This is a genomic window from Spirillospora sp. CA-142024 (genome assembly GCF_050942325.1).
GTDB lineage: Bacteria > Actinomycetota > Actinomycetes > Streptosporangiales > Streptosporangiaceae > Spirillospora.
In genome coordinates this window covers 5,092,158-5,112,365 of sequence record NZ_CP192077.1, presented here as the reverse complement: position 1 = coordinate 5,112,365, position 20,208 = coordinate 5,092,158, and the positions used below count along the sequence as shown (strand labels likewise).

The following is a 20,208-nucleotide window of genomic DNA, read 5'->3' as shown; positions in this document are numbered from 1 at the left end:
GGTGCCCCCCGAGACGGACGGGGAGGCGTCCGGCGGGCAGAGGGGATAATCTCCACAGGCGCTGACCGGGGATCTGTTTGCGGAGGGTTGTGACGCTGGTGCGTCCGATGGTCGATGAGGTGCGGATCCAGGGCCTCGGGGTGATCGACGAGGCCGTGCTCGATCTGTCGCCGGGTTTCAACGTGGTGACCGGTGAGACCGGGGCCGGCAAGACCATGGTGGTCACCAGCCTCGGCCTGCTGTTCGGCGGCCGCGCCGACCCGCAGCGGGTCAGGCCGGGCGCGGACCGCGCCACGGTCGAGGGCCGGATCGTCGTCGATCCGGGCGGGCGCGTGGTGGAGCGCGTCGACGAGGCCGGCGGCGAGCTGGACGACGGCGCGCTGATCGTCACCCGCTCGGTGTCGGCGGAGGGCCGGTCCCGCGCGTTCCTCGGCGGCCGGTCCGTCCCGGTGAGCATGCTGATCAACCTGGCGGACGACCTGGTCGCCGTGCACGGCCAGTCCGACCAGCAGCGGCTGCTGCAGTCGTCCCGGCAGCGCGGGGCGCTCGACCGGTACGCGGGAGGCGCGCTGACCAAGCCGATGCGCGCCTACACCAAGGCGTACCAGAGGCACCGCCAGGTCTCCGCGCTTCTGGAGGAGCTGACCACGCGCGCCCGCGAGCGGGCCCAGGAGGCCGACCTGCTCCGCTTCGGCCTGGAGGAGATCGAGAAGGTCGACCCCAAGGACGGCGAGGACACCGACCTCGCCGCCGAGGAGGAGCGGCTCGGGCACGCCGACGCGCTGCGCGGCGCGGCCGACACCGCGCACGAGGCGCTGCTCGGCGACCCGGCGGCCGCGTTCGAGGCCGCGAACGTGACGAGCCTGCTCGGCCAGGCCCGCAACGCGCTGGAGGCCGTCCGCGACCACGACCCGGAGCTGGCGGCCCTCGCCGACCGGCTCACCGAGGCTGGCTACCTGGTCTCCGACGTCGGCACCGACCTCGCGTCCTACGCCGAGTCGGTGGACGCCGACCCGGCGCGGCTCGCCGTCGTCCAGGAACGGCGCGCCGAGCTGACCGCGCTGACCCGCAAGTACGGCGGGGCGGAGGGGACGGTCACGGCGGTCCTGGAGTGGGCCCGGGCGTCGGCGTCGCGGCTCGCGGAGCTGGAGGGAGACGACGACCGCATCGAGGGGCTGCGCGCCGAGCACGCCGAGCTGACCGAGCGGCTCACCGCCGAGGCGGCGGAGCTGACCGCGGTCCGCACCCGCGCCGCCGAGCGGTTCTCCGATGCCGTCACCGAGGAGCTGACGGCCCTCGCGATGCCCCACGCCCGCGTCGTCGTCACCGTCACCCCGACCGGGGACTACGGTCCGCAAGGGGTCGACGAGGTGGAGGTGCGGCTCGCGCCGCACCCGGGGTCGCCGCCGCTGCCGCTGCACAAGGGCGCCTCGGGCGGTGAGCTGTCCCGGGTGATGCTGGCGATCGAGGTCGTGTTCGCGGGCGCCGACCCCGTCCCGACGTTCGTGTTCGACGAGGTGGACGCCGGCGTCGGCGGCAAGGCGGCGGTGGAGATCGGGCGGCGGCTGGCGCGGCTGGCCCGCAACGCCCAGGTGATCGTCGTCACGCACCTGCCGCAGGTCGCCGCGTTCGCCGACCAGCACCTGCTCGTGGAGAAGTCCGACGACGGCACCGTGACCAGCAGCGGCGTCACCGCCCTGGACCAGGAGGGACGCGTCCGGGAGCTGTCCCGGATGCTCGCCGGCCTGGAGGATTCCGAGCTCGGCCGGGCCCACGCCGAGGAGCTGCTGGCCATGGCCGCCGAGGAACGCTGAGCCCCCCGACCCCGGGAAAGATCGCGAATCAGTGCCGGGGCCGCCCCCGCGCCCCCGGCAAAGACTACAGAGGGTGAGCGAACGGACACGCCTGGACAGTCGGCCTTTCCGACGTACGCTCCCGTGCTCTGGCAGGATGGCAAGCGATGAACGACTCGTCACCCACCGCAGAGCGGCGCGTCCGGCTGACCCAGAAACTGCCGAGGCGCGTGCTCACGCTGGGCCGCGGCCGCGACGGGCGGCCCGGGGTCAGCGCCACGGTCCGGCTCGACCGCCGCACCAAGGACCTGACCAAGCGGCTGCAGCCCGGCGAGGTCGCGGTGATCGACCATGTCGACCTCGACCGGGTCAGCGCGGAGGCGCTGGTGTCGCGGGAGGTCGGCGCCGTGGTGAACGTCGCGCCCAGCATCTCCGGCCGGTACCCGAACCTCGGCCCGCAGATCCTGATCGAGGCCGGCATCCCGCTGGTGGACGACGTCGGCCCGGAGATCTTCACCAAGCTGCGCGAGGGCGACCAGGTCCGCGTCGAGGGGACCACCGTGTTCCGCGGCGAGGACGTCGTCGTCAAGGGCACCGAGCAGACGGCCGAGACCATCGCCGAGGCGCTGACCGAGGCCAAGGCCGGGCTCGCCTCCCAGCTGGAGGCGTTCGTCGCCAACACGATGGAGTACGTCAAGCGCGAGCGCGACCTGCTCATCGACGGCGTCGGCGTCCCCGACGTGGCCACGAAGATCGCCGGGCGGCACGCGCTGATCGTCGTGCGCGGCTACCACTACCGCGAGGACATCGCGACCCTGCGGCCCTACATCCGCGAGTACCGTCCCGTCCTCATCGGGGTGGACGGCGGCGCCGACGCGCTGCTGGAGGCCGGCTACCGCCCCGACATGATCGTCGGGGACATGGACTCGGTCTCCGACGACGCGCTCACCTGCGGCGCCGAACTCGTCGTGCACGCCTACCGGGACGGCCGGGCGCCGGGGCTGAAGCGCGTGCACGAGCTCGGCCAGGAGGCCGTGGTGTTCCCCGCCGCGGCCACCAGCGAGGACATCGCGATGCTGCTCGCCGACGACAAGAGCGCGACCCTCATCGTCGCGGTCGGCACGCACGCCAACATGGAGGAGTTCTTCGACAAGGGGCGCGCCGGCATGGCCAGCACGTTCCTCACCCGCCTCCGCGTCGGCAGCAAGCTGGTGGACGCCAAGGGCGTCAGCCGGCTCTACCGCAGCCGGATCTCCACCTGGTCGCTGCTGTTCCTCGTCCTCGGCGCGTTCATCGCCATCGTCACCGCCGTCGCCATGTCCCCGGCGGGGGACGTCATCAGTCCCCTGCTCGCCGACCGCTGGCACGCCTTCCTCTTCTGGCTGACCGGACTCTTCACGTGATCGATTTCCGATACCACCTCGTCTCCATCGTCGCGATCTTCCTCGCGCTGGCGCTCGGCATCGTGCTGGGCTCCACCACCCTGTCGAACTCGGTGAGCGACACGCTGCGCCAGCAGGCCAACTCGGCGGCCAAGACCGCCCAGCAGGCCCGGCTCGCGCAGCGCGACCGGCAGCGCCAGGTGGACGGTGACGAGCAGTTCACCAAGGTGCTCTCGCCGCAGCTCGTCGCGAACCGGCTGAAGGGCCAGTCCGTGGTGCTGATCGAGACGCCGGGCGCCGGCAACGACAGCATCGAGCAGATCAGCGAACTGGCCAAGAACGCCGGCGCCGCCGTCACCGGCCGCGTCACGATCCAGAAGAAGCTCCTGGACGACGACCAGCAGGCCACCGTCGACGAGCTCGCCACGCAGCTGAAGGCCGACGACGTCAAGTTCCCGTCGGACGCGAACGCCTACGACAAGGCGGGCGCGGTCCTCGCCAACGCGCTCGTCACCAAGGACCCCGCCAAGTCCGGCCGCGAGGACGCCGCCGGAGGCGCCGTCCTCAACGGCTTCAAACAGGCCGGATACGTCACCACCAGCGGCAAGCCCGGCCAGCACGCGACGGTCGCCGTCATGGTCGCCCCCGCCGCCGCCTACGCCTACGGCGGAGGCGGCGACGACAACAAGGCGCTGATCTCGCTGGCCTCCGCACTCGACGGCGCCGGGCGCGGTACCGTCGTCGGTGGCCCGTCGACCTCCGCGCAGGAGGGCGGGCTGATCGCGGCGCTGCGCGACTCCGACGCCGCCGACTCGGTCTCCACCGTCGACGTGGTGGACACCGCGTCCGGTCAGGTCGTGACGATCCTGGCGCTGCAGAACGAGATCGGCGGCAAGTCCGGGCAGTACGGCACGGGCGCCGGCGCGAGCGGCTACCTGCCCTCGCCCGCGCCCACGGCGGGGAAGAACGGGTGACCTGATGAAACGAGGCATCGGCAGGGGGACGCGGCTCGTGGCCGGGCTGGGCCTGGGCGCGGTGGCCGCGCGTGCCGCCTACGCCGCGCTGACGCGGCGTCCGCCCGGCCTGAACGGCCTGCCCGGCGAGGAGGTCTGGGGCCGCACCAACCACCGCGACGAGCCGGTGACGCTGCTGGAGGGGCCCGCGTTCGTCGCGGGCGCCGCCGCGGCCGGGCTGCTCACCCCCGGCGTCGCCTGCCGGCTGCGGGCGGCGGCGCTGCTCGCGGGCGCGGGGTCCGGTGTGCTCGGCGGCTACGACGACCTCGCGGGCTCCGGCGCGTCCCGCGGGTTCAAGGGCCACCTGTCCGCCCTCGCGCGCGGCGAGGTCACCAGCGGCGCGGTGAAGATCCTCGGCATCGGGGCGACCGGGCTGGCCGCCGCGGCCGTCGCCGGGTCGCCCGCCCCGTCCCGGACGGGCCGCGCGTTCGACACCCTCGTCAACGGCGCGATCATCGCCGGGTCCGCGAACCTGATGAACCTGTTCGACCTGCGGCCCGGCCGGGCCGTCAAGGTCGGCCTCATCGCCGGCACGCCGCTGGCGCTGACCCGGTCCGGGTCCGCGGTGGTCGCCGCGCCGCTCGGCGCCGCCGCCGCGCTCCTTCCCGAGGACCTCGGCGAACGCGCGATGCTCGGCGACACCGGCGCCAACGCGCTCGGCGCGCTGCTCGGCCTCGCCGCGACCCGGCTCGGCCGCGGCCCGCGGCTCGCCGTCCTCACCGGTCTCGCCGGGCTGAACGCGGCAAGCGAGTTCGTCAGCTTCACCAAGGTCATCGCGGGCAACCCGGTCCTGAACCGCATCGACATGCTGGGCCGCCGCCCGGCCGCCGCATCCGTCCCCGCGCCGGCGGAAGCGGAAGCCGAAGCGGACAAGCCGGTGACGGAGGACGCGTTCCGCGCGTCCGTCCCGCCGCAGGCCGGCCCGGCGGGCGACGGTGTCGCCGCCGACCCCGCCTAGCCGCGCGCCGGACGCCCCCCGCAGACCCATACAAGCGTGCCTTCATCGACCGTGCCCCCATCCGAAGCGTCTCCGCCGACCCGGCGGCCGTCGGCCGTGCGCCGGCTGACCGGCGGGCTCGCCGGCGCCGCCGTCGTCATCGCCGTCATCACCGTGCTGTCGCGGCTGGCCGGGTTCGGGCGCACCTACGCCTTCTCCCAGACGGTCACCACGTCCTGCCTCAGCCAGGCGTACTTCACCTCGACCCAGTTCCCCAGCATCGTCTACGAGATCGTCGCCGGCGGCGCCCTCGCCAGCATGGTCGTGCCGGTGCTGGCCGGTCCCGCCGAACGCGGCGACCGCGACGAGGTCCGCCGGATCGGGTCGGCGCTGCTCACCTGGATCGTCCTGCTGATGGTGCCGCTGTCGGCGCTGATGGCGCTCGGCTCCCGGCCGATCATGGAACTGCTGGCGGGCGGCTCGCTGAAGGGCTGCTCGCGCGGCGAGATCATCGACGTCGGCTCCACCATGCTCGCGATCCAGTCGGCGCAGATGGTGATGTACGGGATGGCGGTCGTCCTGTACGGGCTGCTGCAGTCGCACCGCCGGTTCGTCGCGCCCGCGCTGGCCCCGCTGATGTCCAGCCTGGTGGTCATCGTCGCCTACATCGTCTACGCGCCGCTCGGCCGCGGATTCGAGAACGACCTCGCCGGGCTCCCGCTGGACGCCATGCTGACGCTGTCGATCGGGACGGCGCTCGGCGGCGTCGCGATGGCCGCCACCGCCGGGATCGCGGCCTGGCGGCTGAAGCTCCGGCTGCGCCCGACGCTGCGTTTCCCGGACGGGGTGGCGCGGCGCGTGCGGCGGCTCGCGGTCGCCGGCCTCGCCACGGTGGCCGCACAGCAGCTGTCGGCGCTGCTGGTCGTCCGGCTCAGCTACGAGGGCACGGGCGGCGCGCTCGCCAACTACCAGTACGCGTGGGCGATCTACCTGCTGCCGTGGGCGATCCTGGCGGTGCCGATCGCGACCAGCGCGTTCCCGCTGCTGTCGGCCCGGATCAGCGCCGGGCAGCAGGAACGGTTCGACCAGGTCACCGCGTCCACCACCCGCGCGGTGATCCTGGTGTCGTGCGCGGGGGCCGCCGCCCTGGCCGCCGTCGCCGTCCCCGTCGCGGCGGTGTTCAACCCAGGCCATCCCGACCAGCAGGACGTGCTGTCGCGCGCGGTGCTGGCGTTCGCGCCCGGTCTCCTCGGGTACGGGCTCGTCGCGCACCTCGGGCGCGTCCTGTACGCGTGCCACCGGGGCCGGATGGGCGCGATCGCGGTCGTCGCGGGCTGGCTCGTGGTCATGGCCGCCGACGTCGCGCTGGTCTTCTCGGTCGACCGGCAGTGGGTCGTCGCGGCCCTCGGCGTCGGCAACGCGGCCGGGATGACCGTCGCCGGCGTGCTGCTGCTCGGGACGCTCGTCCGCGCGAGGGGCGCCGCGGCCGTGCGCGGGATTCCGCGCGCGCTGGCCGCCGGGGTGCTCGGCGGCGCCGCGGGAGGCGCCGCCGGTTACGCGACGGCCGCGCTGCTCGGCCTCGGCGGGACGGGCCCGGCCGGGGAGCTTCGCAACGTCGGGACGGGGGCGCTCGCCGCGCTCGTCGCCGGCGCGGTCTTCCTGATCATCGCATTCGTGCTCGACGGCCGGGACCTGCGGGCCGTCCTCAGCCGGAAGGTCACCCGCAATGTCTGACAAGGAGCTGGGCGGGCTGCGCGTCGCACTCGTCCTCGGCACCAGCGCCGGCGGCGTGGGCCGCCACGTCCGGTCCGTCGCCGAAGGGCTGGCCGGACGCGGTGCGCGCGTCCTGGTCTGCGGGCCCGCGTCGACGGAGGAGCTGTTCGGGTTCGCCGGCGGCGGCGTCCGCTTCGCCGAGGTCGACCTCGCCGACCGGCCCCGCCCGGTGAGCGACGTCCGGTCCGTCGCGAAGCTGCGTTCGCTGCTGCGCGGCGCCGACGTCGTGCACGCGCACGGCCTGCGGGCCGGGGCGCTCGCCGTGGCGGCCTGCGCGCGCGTCGCCCCGGGGCCGCTCCGGTTCTCAAGGGGCGGGCCCCCGCTGGTCGTCACGCTGCACAACGCCGTCATCACGGGCGGGCGGACGGCGGCCATCTACGGGACGCTGGAGCGCATCGTCGCCCGCGGTGCCGCCCAGGTGCTCGGGGTCTCGCCCGACCTGGAAGAACGGATGCGGGCGCTCGGCGCCCGGTCGGCCGGGCACGCGATCGTCCCGGCGCCCGCGCCGCAGGCGCCGCCGGGCCCGGCCGTGCGCGCCGATCTGCGGGCGGAGCTGGGCGTGGGGGAGCGGCCGCTGATCCTCACCGTCGGGCGGCTCGCGGAGCAGAAGGGCCTGCCGACGCTGCTCGACGCGGCGGCGGCCTGGGCCGGGCGCACCCCGCCGCCGCTCGTCGCGATCGTCGGGGACGGGCCGCTGGAGGACGAGCTGCACGCCCGCATCGAGGCCGAGGACCTGCCCGCCCGGCTGCTCGGCCGACGCTCCGACGTCGCCGGGCTGCTGGCCGCCTCCGATGTGGCGGTGGTGCCCAGCGTGTGGGAGGGGCAGCCGCTGATCGTCCAGGAGATCCTGCGGGCGGGCCGCCCGCTGGTCGCGACCCGTGTCGGCGGGATCCCGGACCTGGTCGGCGCCGGGGCGGGGGACCGGCCCGCCGGGGCGTCGCTGCTGCACGGGCCGGAGAGCGAGGCGGCGCTGCTGGTGCCGCCGAACGACGCCGAGGCGCTCGCGCGGGCGGTGAGCCGCGTCCTGGACGACCCGTCGCTCGCCGCTCGGCTCGGCTCGGCCGCGGCGCGGCGGTCGGCGCTGCTGCCGGGCGAGGACGACGCCGTCGACCAGCTCGCGGACCTCTACCGGGACCTGGTGGACGCCCGCCGCCGGCCCGCCGGGTGACCGGACCTTAGACGCGGTTTCCGGGTACACGGTTCGGATCGAGATCGAGAAAGTTCTCCGACGGGGGAACCACGCCCTTCCGGCCTGCGTTCAAGTAGGTAATCGGAGGGGAGTATCCCCGCGCACGGTTCCCGACAGTACGGCCGGTCCATACCGGCCCGGGTTCCGCGGCCCTCGCTCGTCAGGGCGGGAGAGACCTCCGGCCACACGTTCGTGTCCGCCGGAGGTGTTCACGTTGTCAGTCGCTCCCTGGGTCTGGGTCCTCACCATCGCGGGAATTCTCGCGATCATCGCCGCAGACCTCTTCGTCATCCACCGCAACGACACGCGGGAGTTCACCACCCGCAGGGCCGCGTTCTGGTCCGTGGTCTACATCGGTCTCGCCGTGCTGTTCGGCCTCGGCGTCTGGGCCTTCTCGGGCGGCCGGTACGCCGCCGAGTACTTCGGCGGCTTCGTCACCGAGAAGAGCCTCAGCGTCGACAACCTGTTCGTGTTCATGGTGATCCTCACCCGGTTCGCCGTGCCGAAGCACGCCCAGCACACCGTGCTGATGGCGGGGATCGTGATCGCGCTGGTGCTGCGCGGCGTCTTCATCGCCGTCGGGGCGGCGGCCATCGCGACGTTCACCTGGGTCTTCTTCATCTTCGGCGCGTTCCTCATCTGGACGGCGATCGGCCTGGTCCGCGGCGGCGACGAGGACGAGTACAAGGAGAACGCGCTGCTGCGCTGGGCGAAGCGGGTCATCCCGACGTCGGACGAGTACGACGGCTCCCGGTTCGTCACCCGGCGCGGCGGCCGCCGGCTGGTCACCCCGATGGCCATCGTCATGATCGCGATCGGCTCCACCGACGTGCTGTTCGCGCTGGACTCGATCCCCGCGATCTTCGGGCTGACCACCGAGCCGTACCTGGTCTTCACCGCCAACGCGTTCGCGCTGATGGGCCTCGTCCAGCTGTACTTCCTGCTCGGCGGGCTCACCGACCGGCTCGTCTACCTCGGGCACGGGCTGGCGTTCATCCTCGGCTTCATCGGGGTCAAGCTGATCTTCCACGCGCTGCACGAGTACGGTGTCGCCTGGGCGCCGGAGGTGCCGATCTGGCTGTCCCTGGCGGTGATCGCCGGGACCCTCGCCGCCACCACCGTCGCCAGCCTGGCCGCCGGGCCGAAGCGGTCCGGCGAGGAGCGTGCCGAGAAGCAGGCCGTCCTCGACGCCGACGCCGCCGCGACACGCGAGGGATGAGAGCGGCGTCACCTCGACACATGACCCGAATCCTGTTCTAGAATCTCGGTCAAAGGGTCTGAGAGAGGGTGACGCATGGCCATCGGGCTGACCGAGGAGCACGAGGCGCTCGCCGAATCGGTGCGCGGCTTCGCCGAGCGCAACATCCCCGCGACGGCCGTGCGGGCCGCGCTGGACGCGGACGAGGAGGCCAGGCCCGGGTTCTGGCCCGCCCTGGCCGAGCAGGGCCTGCTGGGCCTGCACCTGGACGAGGAGCACGGCGGGCAGGGGTTCGGCCTGCTCGAACTGTCGGTCGTGCTGGAGGAACTGGGCCGCGCCGCCGCGCCCGGCCCGTTCCTGCCGACCGTTCTCGCGAGCGCCGTGATCGACGCGTCCAGCAACGCCAAGCTCCGCGCGGAGCTGCTGCCCGCCCTCGCCGACGGGTCGAAGACGGCCGCCGTCGCGCTGGACGGTGCGCTGACCGGCCGCCGCGACGGCGACTCCCTCGTCGTGTCCGGGACGTCGGCGACGGTGCTCGGCGCCGCGCTCGCCGACGTGCTGGTGCTGCCGGTCGCGGCCGGCGACGGCGAGCAGTGGGTCGCGCTGGACGCCGCCGATCTCACCGTCACCCCGGTCACGAGCCTGGACCGGGTCCGCCGCGTCGCCGCCATGGAGGTGTCCGGCGTCGCGGTCGCCGCCGACCGTGTCCTGGACGGCGTCACCGCCGGCCGGGTCAAGGACGTCGCCGCCGCCCTGTTCGGCGCGGAGGCCGCCGGACTCGCCGGCTGGCTGGTGGAAACCGCGGCAGAGTACGCCAAGGTCCGCGAGCAGTTCGGCCGCCCGATCGGGCAGTTCCAGGGCGTCAAGCACAAGGCCGCGCGCAGCCTGATCGCGCTGGAGCAGGCCCGCGCCGCCGCCTGGGACGCGGCCCGCGCACTGGACGAGGGCACCGAGGAGGCCGGGTTCGCGGCCGCCGTCTCGGCCGTGATCGCGCTCGACGCGGGCGTGCAGACCGCCCGCGACGCCATCCAGATCCTCGGCGGAATCGGCTTCACCTGGGAGCACGACGCGCACGTCTACCTGCGCCGCGCCCTCACGTTGCGGGCGCTGCTCGGCTCGTCCAAGGACTGGGCCGCCAAGGTCGCCGCGCTCGCGCTGGACGGCGGGCGCCGCGAGGTCGTGCTGGAGCTCGACGAGGACGCCCGGCCGCTGCGCGAGCGGATCCGCGCCGAGATCGCCGAGCTGGCCGCGACCGAGGACAAGGACGCCCTCGCCGCGAAGCTGGGCGACGAGGGCTGGACCGTCCCGCACTTCCCGAAGCCGTGGGGCCGGGAGGCCGGACCGGTCGAGCAGATCCTGATCCAGCAGGAGCTGAAGGCCGCCAAGGTCAAGGCCCCGAACCTGGGCATCGGCGCCTGGCTGGTGCCCTCCCTCGTCCGGTACGGGACCGAGGAGCAGAAGGAGCGGTTCCTGCGGCCGACGCTGCGCGGGCAGATCGTGTGGTGCCAGCTGTTCTCCGAGCCGGGTGCCGGCTCCGACCTTGCGTCCCTGTCGATGAGGGCCGAGCGGGTCGAGGGCGGCTGGAGGCTCACCGGCCAGAAGATCTGGACCTCGCTCGCGCACCACGCCCAGTGGGGTTTCTGCATCGCCCGCACCGACCCGGACGCTCCCAAGCACGACGGCATCACCTACTTCCTCGTGGACATGAAGTCCGAGGGGGTGGACGTCCGGCCGCTGCGCGAGCTGACCGGTGACGCCCTGTTCAACGAGGTGTTCCTGGACGGCGTGTTCGTCCCGGACGACCGCGTGGTCGGCGAGGTGAACAAGGGCTGGCAGGTCGCGCGCAACACGCTGTCCAACGAGCGGGTGTCGCTGTCCACCGGCGGCGGCCTCGGCATGGGCGTCCCCGAGCTGCTGAAGTTCTTCGCGAAGCGGGACCTGGACGCCGTCGCCGCCGCCGAGGCCGGCCGGCTCGTCGCGCAGGGCCAGTCGATCGACCTGCTCGGCCTGCGCACCACGCTCAAGCAGCTGAACGGCGTCGAGCCGGGCGCGGAGGCCAGCGTCCGCAAGCTCCTCGGGGTCCAGTTCAACCAGGACGTCGCCGACCACTGCTGGGCCGCGCAGGGCACGGCCGCGGCCACCGAGGTGCCGATGGCCGAGAGCGGCATCGTGGGCCGGGCCATGCTGTTCAGCCGCGCGATGACGATCTACGGCGGCACCACCGAGGTGCAGCTCAACATCATCGGCGAACGCATCCTCGGCCTCCCCCGCGACCCCGAACCGGGCAAGTAGCCCTAACGCCGCGGCCGGAAGGTGTAGGTGACGTTCACGAGGACGATGCCGGTGATGACGAACAGCAGGCCGGGGAGGCCGGCGTTGACGACGCCGATCGCGCTCAGCGGGATCGCGGCGATCAGCGACAGCACCGCCATGGCCAGGCTGTGATCGCGTTCGCCGTGCCGCGGCGCCGGGCTCGGGCGGGACCGCGGCCGGGGCGCGGCGGCGGCGCGCGCGTCCAGGGCCTCCTCGATGCGGTCGACGACCGTCTCGATGAAGGCGTCGTCGTACTCGGGCCCGAGCTCGCGCCGGGCCGCCATGGCCGCCGTGAGGTCCTCGCGCGGCAGTCGTGGGCTCGTCATGGTTCCGTTATAGGCGGACGCGGCCGCGGGCCGCGTCACCCCTCGGGGCCAGGTACCCGCTACCCCTCAGGTGTGAGCGGGTCCGCAGGTAAACTTCCGCTTCCGCCCCAGATCATCCGGAGGTCCCCGTGACACCGCGGACCCGCTCGACCGTCCTCGCCGTCTGCGCCTGCGTGGCCGGGCTGGTCCTCGCGGGCTGCGGCGGCGGGGAGGAGAAGAAGGACGCCGCCGGACCGTCCGCCGCGCCGACGACCCTGGCGCCGCTCCCCGCGGTGCGGCCCGCCGATGTCAAGCCGCTCGTCGGACGCTGGGTCGGCACGGCCAAGGACTACTTCCAGTTCAAGGCGGACGGCAGCGGGGTGTGGGTCCGGGGCGGGCAGAAGCTCTGGAGCGGCTCGGCCATTCCCGAGGGCGGCGGCAAGTACCGCTTCTCCTGGAACGGCGGCGACCCCAAGACCGCGTCCTACTGGGGGGTCTCCCTGGACGGGAGCAGGACCTCCCTCGTGTTCGCCGGGACCAACCAGACCTACAAGAAGGCCGTCGCGAAGAAGGGCAAGGGATGACCGACGGGATGTTCGCCTCACCGGCCGACGTGGCGGGCAGGCTGGCCGGTGTCCGCTACCTCACGGACGAGGCGATCGCGACGACCGTGTTCCTCGCGCAGGCGCTCGGCAAGCCGCTGCTGGTGGAGGGCCCCGCCGGGGTAGGCAAGACCGAGCTGGCCAAGGCCGTCGCGGCGGCCACCGACGCGGAGCTGATCCGGCTCCAGTGCTACGAGGGACTGGACGAGGCCCGCGCGCTCTACGAGTTCAACTACAAGAAGCAGCTCCTCGCGATCCAGGCGGCGCCGGCGGACCGGGCCTGGCAGGAGACCCACGACGACATCTTCTCCGAGGAGTTCCTGCTGGAGCGGCCGCTGCTGGCGGCGATCCGGCGCACGAGCCCGACGGTCCTGCTCATCGACGAGGCGGACAAGGCCGACGTCGAGGTGGAGGGGATGCTGCTGGAGGTCCTGTCGGACTTCCAGGTCACGATCCCCGAGCTGGGAACGGTCGCGGCCGTCCGGCGGCCGTTCGTGCTGATCACCTCGAACGCGGCGCGGGAGCTGTCGGAGGCGCTCAGGCGCCGCTGCCTCTACCTGCACCTGGACTACCCGGCACCGGACCGGGAACGTGACATCGTCCTCGCGCAGGTCCCGGGGATCGAGGCCGAGCTGGCCGAGCAGCTCGTCCGCACCGTCGGGACGCTGCGCGACCTGGAGATCAAGAAGGCCCCGTCGATCGCCGAGACCGTCGACTGGGCGCGCACCCTGCTGGCCCTCGGGCTGGACGACCTGGACGAGGCCGCCGTCGCCCGGACCCTGGGCGTCGTCCTCAAGCATGTCTCCGACCAGGAACGCGCGGCCAGGGAACTGGGGCTGAGGGGCTGACATGGCGTCCCTCGTCGACCGGCACACCGGGTTCGTCGCGGAGCTGCGCCGGGCCGGGCTGCCGGTGTCGGTCGCCGAGGGACTGGACGCGGTGCGCGCCATGCAGGCCGTCGACCTGCTGGACCGCGAGTCGCTGCGCGCCGCGTACGCCGCGACGGTCGTCAAGCGCCACCAGCACCGGCCGACGTTCGACACCCTCTTCGACCTGTGGTTCCCGGCGGCGGTCGGGGACGGCGCCGGGACCCGGCACGATCCAGAGCGTCCCTCCAGGACGGTGGGCGACGACGGACGTCCCGTCCCGCCCGCGCTGGACCCCCTGGTGCAGGAGCGCCGCGACGAACTCGCCGAGCTCCTGCTCTCCGGGGACGACGCCGCGCTGCGGCAGTTCGCCCGTATGGCCGTCGCCGAGTTCGGCCAGACCCCCGGGCAGGAGTCGTGGTTCTCCTCCGGCGTGCTGAACGCGCTGTCGCCGGAGACGTTGATGGCGCGGCTGCTCAGCGCCGTACTCGGTGGGCAGGAGCGGGGCGGCATGGCCGAACGCGTGGCGCGCCGCACGTTCCGCGACCGCATCGCCCGGTTCCGGGACCTCGTCGCGGGCGAGGTGCGGCGCCGCATCGCCGAGGACACCGGCGTCGAGCGGACGGCGCGGATCGCCGTCCGCCCGCCGCTGGAGCGGCTCGACTTCGCGGGCGCGAACCGCGCCGAGATGGAGGCGCTGCGCCGCGAGGTTCATCCGCTGGCGCGCAAGCTCGCGTCCCGGCTCGTGCAGAAGCAGCGGCGCGGCAGGCGCGGCCGGCTCGACTTCCGCCGGACGGTCCGCGCGTCCCTCGCCAGCGGGGGAGTGCCGCTCACCACCCACCACCGGCCCCGCCGCCCGCACAAGCCGGAGCTGGTCGTGCTGTGCGACGCCAGCGACTCGGTGTCGGCGTTCGCGCACTTCACGCTGCTGCTGACGTTCGCGCTGCGGGAGCAGTTCAGCAAGGTCCGCGCGTTCGCGTTCATCGACGCGACCGACGAGATCACCAAGTACTTCGCGCCGGGCGTGGACGTCGCCGACGCGATGACCCGCCTCGCCGCCGAGGCGGACCTCGTCTGGATCACCGGCCGGTCCAACTACGGCCATGCCATCAAGGTGTTCGACGACAAGTACCGCGACGCCATCACGCCCAAGACGTCCCTGCTGATCCTCGGCGACGCCCGTTCCAACTACGGCGAGCTGTCGCTGCCGATCCTGCGCTCGATGGCGGGCCGGGCGCGGCACGCGTACTGGCTCAACCCCGAGCCGCGCGGCCAGTGGGACACCGGCGACTCCGCCGCGTCCCGCTACGGAGAGCTCGTCCCGATGTACGAGTGCCGCAACCTGACGCAGCTCGCCGCCTTCATCGAGGAACTCGCCTAGGGCTTTTCGCGGATCACCAAGGCCAGGGCGGCGTAGGCGAGGGCGATGACCGCCGAGGCGACCATCGCGACGTTGGTGCCGTGCGCCAGCGCGGCCGGGTCGTGCCCGGAGCCGGTGGCGACGGCCCCGACGATCGCCACGCCCAGCGACGCCCCGATGTAGCGGGCGGTGTTGTTGGCGCCGGCGCCCATGCTCGCGCGGTCGGCGGGGACGCTCTCGACGGCGAGCCGGGCGAGCATCGCGTTGGTCAGTCCGCTCGCGACGCCGGCGACGGCGAGGCCGGGGGCGAGGCGCCACCAGTGCCCGTCCGGCGCCATGTCCGCCATCGCGAACTCGCTGATCGCGGCGAGCGCGAACCCGGCGGCCAGCAGCCGGCGGACGGGAAGGTGCGCCGGGAGCCGGTGCGCCTGGAGCGCGACGACGAACGACAGCGCCGACCAGATCGCCAGCACCAGCGCCGCGGCGACCGGCGACAGGCCCATCACCAGGCTCATCATCGTGGCCAGGTAGGTCATCACGCCGATCACGGCGAGCCCGGTGACGAGCGCCCCGGTCACCGACAGCAGGAACGCGGGCCGGCGGAACAGCGCCAGGTCGATCATCGGCTCCCGGCGCCGCGCCTCGACCAGGGTGAACGCGGCCAGCAGCACGGCGGCCGCCGCGAACAGCGCGAGGACGCCCGGGGCCGTCCAGCCGGTGCGGCCCCAGGTGATCGCCGCGACCAGCGCCGCCACGCCGAGGCTCATGGTGACCAGGCCGGGCACGTCCACGCCGCGCGGGCGCTCGGCCCGGGACTCGCCGAGCGCCCGCGCGGCCACCAGGGCGAGCAGCGCCGCCGCGGCGACGGTCGTCCAGTACCAGAGCCGCCAGCCGCCGAGCACGGTCAGCCCGGCCGCCGCGATCGGGCCGAGGGCGATGCCGAGGCCGACCATCGCGCCCCACATGCCGGTGGCCCGCGCCCGCCGCGGGCCGGGCTCGAACGAGGCGCCCACGATGCCGAGGCCGGTCACCAGCAGCGCGGCGCTCGCCGCGCCCTGCGCGATCCGGCCCGCGATGAACACCGATGCGTTCGGCGCGAGGGCGCAGGCGACGCTGGACACGGCGAGCGCGACCGCGCCGATGACGAACGTCCGCTTGCGGCCGTGGTCGTCGGCAAGGCTCCCGGCGGCGAGCAGGGCCGCCGCGAGACCCAGGCTGATCGAGCTCATCAGCCAGATCTGCGCGGTCCCTCCGGCGCGCAGCCCGCGGGCGGTGTCGGCCAGCGTCGCCGCCGGGGCGCAGTAGTTCATGAGGGCCAGCAGGGTGGCGGCGGCCGGCAGCGTCAGCGCGGCGGCGGTGCCGGGCACGCGGTGCGCGGCCCGGGGAGTCGCCAGAGTCGTCATGCGGTCTCCAAGTTCATTGAACGAACCGAATGGGGCGACGGTAGCACGAGTAAGTTCAATCAATGAACCCCCTGGCGGGTACTGTGGTGCACATGGCACTCGGGAAGGACTACGCGGCGCAGGACTGCTCGCTGGCCCGCGCGCTGGAGGTCGTGGGGGAGCGCTGGACGCTGCTCATCGTCCGGGACGCCTTCTACGGCGTCCGCCGGTTCAGCGACTTCCTCATCCACCTGGACATTCCCCGCGCGGTGCTGTCCGCGCGGCTGCAGTCGCTCGTCGACACGGGCGTCCTCGTCAAGGACGGCCACGACTACGTGCTGACGGACATGGGCAAGGAGCTGTGGCCCGTCGTCCACACGCTCGCCCGCTGGGCGGAGGACCACCTGTCCGCCGAGCCGTGCCGCATCTTCGTCCACGCCGCCTGCGGAACCAAGGTCGGCCCGGACGGGGCGTGCGCCGCCTGCGAGCGCCAGGTCCGGCCGGAGGAACTGGAGATCCACGCAGGTCCCGGCGTCCGCCGCCGCACCGACCCGGTGAGCATCGTCCTGCGCTCTCCGCACCGCCTCCTCGACCCGATCCGCACCTGACTGAGCAATCCCTCCCGGAGGTCGCGCGGGCGATGCGGGGATATGGGGGATTCGACCGGCTAACCTGCACGCTCATGGACACCGAAGAGGCCGAGCCTGCGCCGCGGCCCAGGCGGACCCTGTTCGGTCCTCCCGCGCGGGACGACGACCGGAGCGAGCTGGCACCCGTCGCCCTGCCTGCGCTCCGCTCCGGCAGGCGGCTCCGCCCGCTCTGGCAGCTGATCGACGGCGCCCCCGGCGACTCGCGTGCGCGGATCGCCCGCCGGGCCCGCGTCCTGGTCACGATCGCCACCGGCCTCGCCAACCTCGTCGGCGCGCTCGTCGTGCTCGCGTTCGCGGTGGTCGTCCCCGACCCGGTCGGGCACGTCTCCGAGCGGCTCCAGCTCATCAACCTGATCGTCTTCACCGCCTACGTCTCCGCTGCGCTGCCCGTCGGCCTCGTCCTCGGCGAGCGGTTCTTCCGCCGCGTGCGCCGCCTCGTCGAGCGGCACGATGAACCCGACCGGCACGAGCGCGCCCTGCTGCTGTACGGGCCGCTGCGGCTGATGGCCCTGCACCTGACGCTGTGGGCCGTCGGCACGGTCGGCTGGGTCGCCGTCAACGCCCCCTTCTCCGGGCTGCTGGCCGTCAAGCTCGGCCTCACCAGCCTGCTCGGCGGCCTCACCACCTGCACGGTCGTCTACCTGCTGACCGAACGGCTGCTCAGGCGCGCGGTGACCACCGCGCTGCGCAGCGAGCTGCCGCGCCGCACCGGCCTGCCCGGCGTCGTCGCGCGCTCGGTGCTGGCCTGGGCGCTCGGCACCGCGATCCCGATCCTCGGGCTGATCACCCTCGCCGTCGGCACCTTCCTCATCGCCGAGATCACCGTGCGGGACTTCGCGGTCGCGGTGCTCGCGCTCGGCGGCATCGCGCTGGTCGTTGGCCTCGGCGTCACCTACACCGCCGCCCGCGCCATCGCCGACCCGGTCGAGTCGGTGCGGCTCGGCCTCGCCCGGGTACAGCGCGGCCAGCTGGACGTCGAGGTCCCCGTCTACGACGCCAGCGAGGTCGGGCTGCTCCAGGCCGGGTTCAACCACATGGCCGCCGGGCTGCGCGAGCACGAGCGGCTCCAGGACCTGTTCGGCCGGCAGGTCGGCGCGGACGCCGCCCGCCTCGCCCTCGAACGCGGCATCGACCTCGGCGGCGAGCTGCGCGAGGTCGCGGTGGTCTTCGTGGACATCATCGGCTCCACCCGGCTCGCCGCCGGCAGCCCGCCCGCCGAGGTCGTCCGGCTGCTGAACGACTTCTTCGCCGTGGTCGTCGAGGTCATCGGCGCGCACGGCGGCTGGATCAACAAGTTCGAGGGCGACGCCGCGCTCGCGATCTTCGGTGCGCCGCTGGCGCTTGACGGCGCGCCCGGCCGCGCCCTCGCCGCCTCCCGCGAGCTCGCCCGCCGGCTGCGCGAGGACGTCCCCGGGTTGCAGGCGGCGATCGGCGCCTCGGCGGGGGAGGCCGTCGCCGGCCACATCGGCGCCGAGGAGCGCTTCGAGTACACGGTGATCGGCGACCCGGTGAACGAGGCGGCCCGCCTCACCGACCTCGCCAAGAACACCGAAGCGCGGGTGCTGGCGGCCGGGTCCCTCCTCACCGGCGCCGACGCGGACGAGGCGCGGCACTGGTCGCTCGGCGAGGAGGTCACCCTCCGCGGACGGACGCGGGTCACCCGCCTCGCCTCCCCGCACCCGCCCGAACGCGTCGCGTCCTAGGACGTCCGGTCAGTGGCCGCGCGCTATCCACTCCTCCAGGTGCGGGGCCTCCGCGCCGATGGTGGTGGAGTCGCCGTGGCCGGTCCGGACGATCGTGTCCGGGGGCAGCGTCAGCAGCCGCTCGCGGATCGAGGTGATGATCGTCGGGAAGTCGGAGAAGGACCGGCCGGTCGCGCCGGGGCCGCCGCTGAACAGGGTGTCGCCGGAGAAGACCGTGCCCAGTGCGGGCGCGTGGAGGCAGACCGCGCCGGGGCTGTGGCCCGGCGTGTGCAGGACGGTGAGGTCCGTCCCCGCGACGCTGATGACCTGGCCGTCCGCCAGGTCGCCGTCCGGGGAGGTGTCCGGGTGCTTCTGCTTCCAGAGCATCAGGTCGTCCGGGTGCAGCAGGACGGGCGCGCCGGTGCGGGCCCTGAGGGCGGGCGCGGCGTCGATGTGGTCGTCGTGCCCGTGCGTGGACACGATCGCCACCAGCCTGCGGCCGCCGACCGCGGCCGCGATCGCCTCCGCGTCGTGGGCGGCGTCGATGACGATGGCCTCACTGTCGTCCCCGACGATCCAGACGTTGTTGTCGACGTCCCAGGTGCCGCCGTCGAGCGAGAACGTCCCGGACGTGACGACGTGGTCGACGCGGGCCGCCATCAGAGGACCACCACCGAGCGCAGCACGTCGCCGTGGTGCATCTTCTCGAACGCGGCCTCGACGCCGTCCAGCTCGATCGTCTCCGACACGAACGTGTCGAGGTCCAGGCGGCCCTGCAGGTAGAGGTCGATGAGCATCGGGAAGTCGCGGGAGGGCAGGCAGTCGCCGTACCAGGACGACTTCAGCGACCCGCCGCGCCCGAACACGTCCAGCAGCGGCAGGTCCAGCCTCATCTCGGGGGTCGGGACGCCGACGAGCACGACCGTCCCGGCGAGGTCGCGGGCGTAGAACGCCTGCTCGTAGGTCTCCGGGCGGCCGACGGCCTCGATGACGACGTCGGCGCCGAACCCGCCGGTCAGCTCCCGCACCGTCTCGACGACGTCGGCGTCCCTGCCGTTGACGGTGTGCGTGGCGCCGAGGGAGGACGCGGTGGTGAGCTTGCGCTCGTCCAGGTCCACCGCGATGATCTTCGCCGCGCCGGCCAGCCGGGCGCCGAGCACGGCCGCCGCGCCGACGCCGCCGCAGCCGATGACCGCGACCGAGTCGCCGCGCCCGACCCCGCCGGTGTTGATCGCCGCGCCGAGCCCCGCCATCACCCCGCACCCCAGCAGGCCCGCCACCTCCGGCTTGGCCGCCGAGTCGACCTTCGTGCACTGCCCGGCGGCCACCAGCGTCTTGTCGGCGAACGCGCCGATTCCGAGCGCGGGCGACAGCTCGGTACCGTCCTCAAGGGTCATCTTCTGCGCGGCGTTGTGCGTGTTGAAGCAGTACCACGCACGTCCCCGCAGGCAGGCCCGGCACTGGCCGCACACCGCGCGCCAGTTCAGGATGACGAAGTCGCCCGGCTCCACCTCGGTGACCCCGTCGCCCACCGACTCGACGACCCCGGCGGCCTCGTGGCCCAGCAGGAACGGGAACTCGTCGTTGATCCCGCCCTCGCGGTAGTGCAGGTCGGTGTGGCAGACCCCGCACGCCTGGACCTTGACGACCGCCTCGCCGGGACCCGGGTCCGGAACGACGATCGTCTCGATCCCCACCGGCCGTCCCTTGCCGGGTGCGACGACCCCGCGTACCTGCTGCGCCATGCTGCCGCCTCTCGTCGT

Annotated in this window: 17 protein-coding genes; 13 read left to right on the top strand and 4 right to left on the bottom strand. The window is 73.8% G+C overall.

Features of this window, described 5'->3' with window-relative positions; translation table 11 throughout:
• The first annotated feature begins 107 nt into the window (after window positions 1–107).
• From recN to ACQPZP_RS24600, 8 genes are all read left to right on the top strand, one after another.
• The gene (gene recN, locus ACQPZP_RS24635) at window positions 108–1,814 is read left to right on the top strand and encodes a DNA repair protein RecN (protein WP_433461637.1); all 1,707 of its coding nucleotides are present in this window, start codon (window positions 108–110) and stop codon (window positions 1,812–1,814) included.
• Between the two features lie 146 nt (window positions 1,815–1,960).
• Window positions 1,961–3,196 (top strand): putative cytokinetic ring protein SteA, encoded by a 1,236-nt coding sequence (gene steA, locus ACQPZP_RS24630; protein WP_433472081.1) that lies wholly within the window; start codon window positions 1,961–1,963, stop codon window positions 3,194–3,196.
• Window positions 3,193–4,149, top strand: coding sequence for a copper transporter (locus tag ACQPZP_RS24625; RefSeq protein ID WP_433472080.1), 957 nt, complete (start codon window positions 3,193–3,195; stop codon window positions 4,147–4,149). The genes steA and ACQPZP_RS24625 overlap by 4 nt, the downstream gene beginning before the upstream one ends.
• Before the next feature lie 4 nt (window positions 4,150–4,153).
• On the top strand, window positions 4,154–5,146 hold the full coding sequence (locus ACQPZP_RS24620; protein WP_433472079.1) for a hypothetical protein: 993 nt from the start codon (window positions 4,154–4,156) through the stop codon (window positions 5,144–5,146).
• A gap of 51 nt (window positions 5,147–5,197) precedes the next feature.
• Complete coding sequence (gene murJ / locus ACQPZP_RS24615; protein ID WP_433472078.1) at window positions 5,198–6,859, top strand: murein biosynthesis integral membrane protein MurJ; 1,662 nt, start codon at window positions 5,198–5,200, stop codon at window positions 6,857–6,859.
• Entirely contained in the window at window positions 6,852–8,066 is a 1,215-nt protein-coding gene (locus ACQPZP_RS24610; protein WP_433472077.1) for a glycosyltransferase family 4 protein, read from the top strand. The genes murJ and ACQPZP_RS24610 overlap by 8 nt, the downstream gene beginning before the upstream one ends.
• 235 nt (window positions 8,067–8,301) lie before the next feature.
• Window positions 8,302–9,306 carry a TerC family protein gene (locus tag ACQPZP_RS24605; RefSeq protein WP_433472076.1) on the top strand — a complete coding sequence of 335 codons (1,005 nt, stop codon included), beginning with the start codon at window positions 8,302–8,304 and terminating at the stop codon, window positions 9,304–9,306.
• Between the two features lie 75 nt (window positions 9,307–9,381).
• Window positions 9,382–11,577 carry an acyl-CoA dehydrogenase gene (locus ACQPZP_RS24600; RefSeq protein ID WP_433472075.1) on the top strand — a complete coding sequence of 732 codons (2,196 nt, stop codon included), beginning with the start codon at window positions 9,382–9,384 and terminating at the stop codon, window positions 11,575–11,577.
• 2 nt (window positions 11,578–11,579) lie between these two features.
• On the opposite strand, the gene ACQPZP_RS24595 is transcribed toward ACQPZP_RS24600, so the two are convergent.
• Window positions 11,580–11,924: a hypothetical protein gene (locus tag ACQPZP_RS24595; protein WP_433472074.1), complete on the bottom strand. Its 345-nt coding sequence runs from the start codon at window positions 11,922–11,924 to the stop codon at window positions 11,580–11,582.
• A 128-nt stretch (window positions 11,925–12,052) separates the two neighbouring features.
• On the opposite strand from ACQPZP_RS24595, the gene ACQPZP_RS24590 reads away from it, so the two are divergent.
• From ACQPZP_RS24590 to ACQPZP_RS24580, 3 genes are read left to right on the top strand one after another with little or no spacing between them, the layout of a single operon-like run.
• The gene (locus ACQPZP_RS24590) at window positions 12,053–12,487 is read left to right on the top strand and encodes a hypothetical protein (protein ID WP_433472073.1); all 435 of its coding nucleotides are present in this window, start codon (window positions 12,053–12,055) and stop codon (window positions 12,485–12,487) included.
• Window positions 12,484–13,353, top strand: coding sequence for an AAA family ATPase (locus tag ACQPZP_RS24585; protein ID WP_433472072.1), 870 nt, complete (start codon window positions 12,484–12,486; stop codon window positions 13,351–13,353). The genes ACQPZP_RS24590 and ACQPZP_RS24585 overlap by 4 nt, the downstream gene beginning before the upstream one ends.
• A 1-nt stretch (window position 13,354) precedes the next feature.
• On the top strand, window positions 13,355–14,752 hold the full coding sequence (locus ACQPZP_RS24580; protein ID WP_433472071.1) for a vWA domain-containing protein: 1,398 nt from the start codon (window positions 13,355–13,357) through the stop codon (window positions 14,750–14,752).
• On the opposite strand, the gene ACQPZP_RS24575 is transcribed toward ACQPZP_RS24580, so the two are convergent.
• A complete protein-coding gene (locus ACQPZP_RS24575; RefSeq protein WP_433472070.1) occupies window positions 14,749–16,134 on the bottom strand; it encodes an MFS transporter in 1,386 nt (461 codons plus the stop codon). The genes ACQPZP_RS24580 and ACQPZP_RS24575 overlap by 4 nt on opposite strands.
• A 92-nt stretch (window positions 16,135–16,226) precedes the next feature.
• Here ACQPZP_RS24575 and ACQPZP_RS24570 point away from each other — a divergent pair, with 92 nt between their 5' ends.
• Entirely contained in the window at window positions 16,227–16,721 is a 495-nt protein-coding gene (locus ACQPZP_RS24570) for a winged helix-turn-helix transcriptional regulator (protein WP_433461625.1), read from the top strand.
• Between the two features lie 74 nt (window positions 16,722–16,795).
• The gene (locus tag ACQPZP_RS24565; RefSeq protein ID WP_433472069.1) at window positions 16,796–18,466 is read left to right on the top strand and encodes an adenylate/guanylate cyclase domain-containing protein; all 1,671 of its coding nucleotides are present in this window, start codon (window positions 16,796–16,798) and stop codon (window positions 18,464–18,466) included.
• Window positions 18,467–18,475: 9 nt separating this feature from the next.
• Here ACQPZP_RS24565 and ACQPZP_RS24560 read toward each other — a convergent pair whose 3' ends face one another.
• Window positions 18,476–19,108: an MBL fold metallo-hydrolase gene (locus ACQPZP_RS24560; protein WP_433479672.1), complete on the bottom strand. Its 633-nt coding sequence runs from the start codon at window positions 19,106–19,108 to the stop codon at window positions 18,476–18,478.
• On the bottom strand, window positions 19,105–20,190 hold the full coding sequence (locus ACQPZP_RS24555) for an S-(hydroxymethyl)mycothiol dehydrogenase (RefSeq protein ID WP_433472068.1): 1,086 nt from the start codon (window positions 20,188–20,190) through the stop codon (window positions 19,105–19,107). The genes ACQPZP_RS24560 and ACQPZP_RS24555 overlap by 4 nt, the downstream gene beginning before the upstream one ends.
• Window positions 20,191–20,208: the final 18 nt, after the last annotated feature.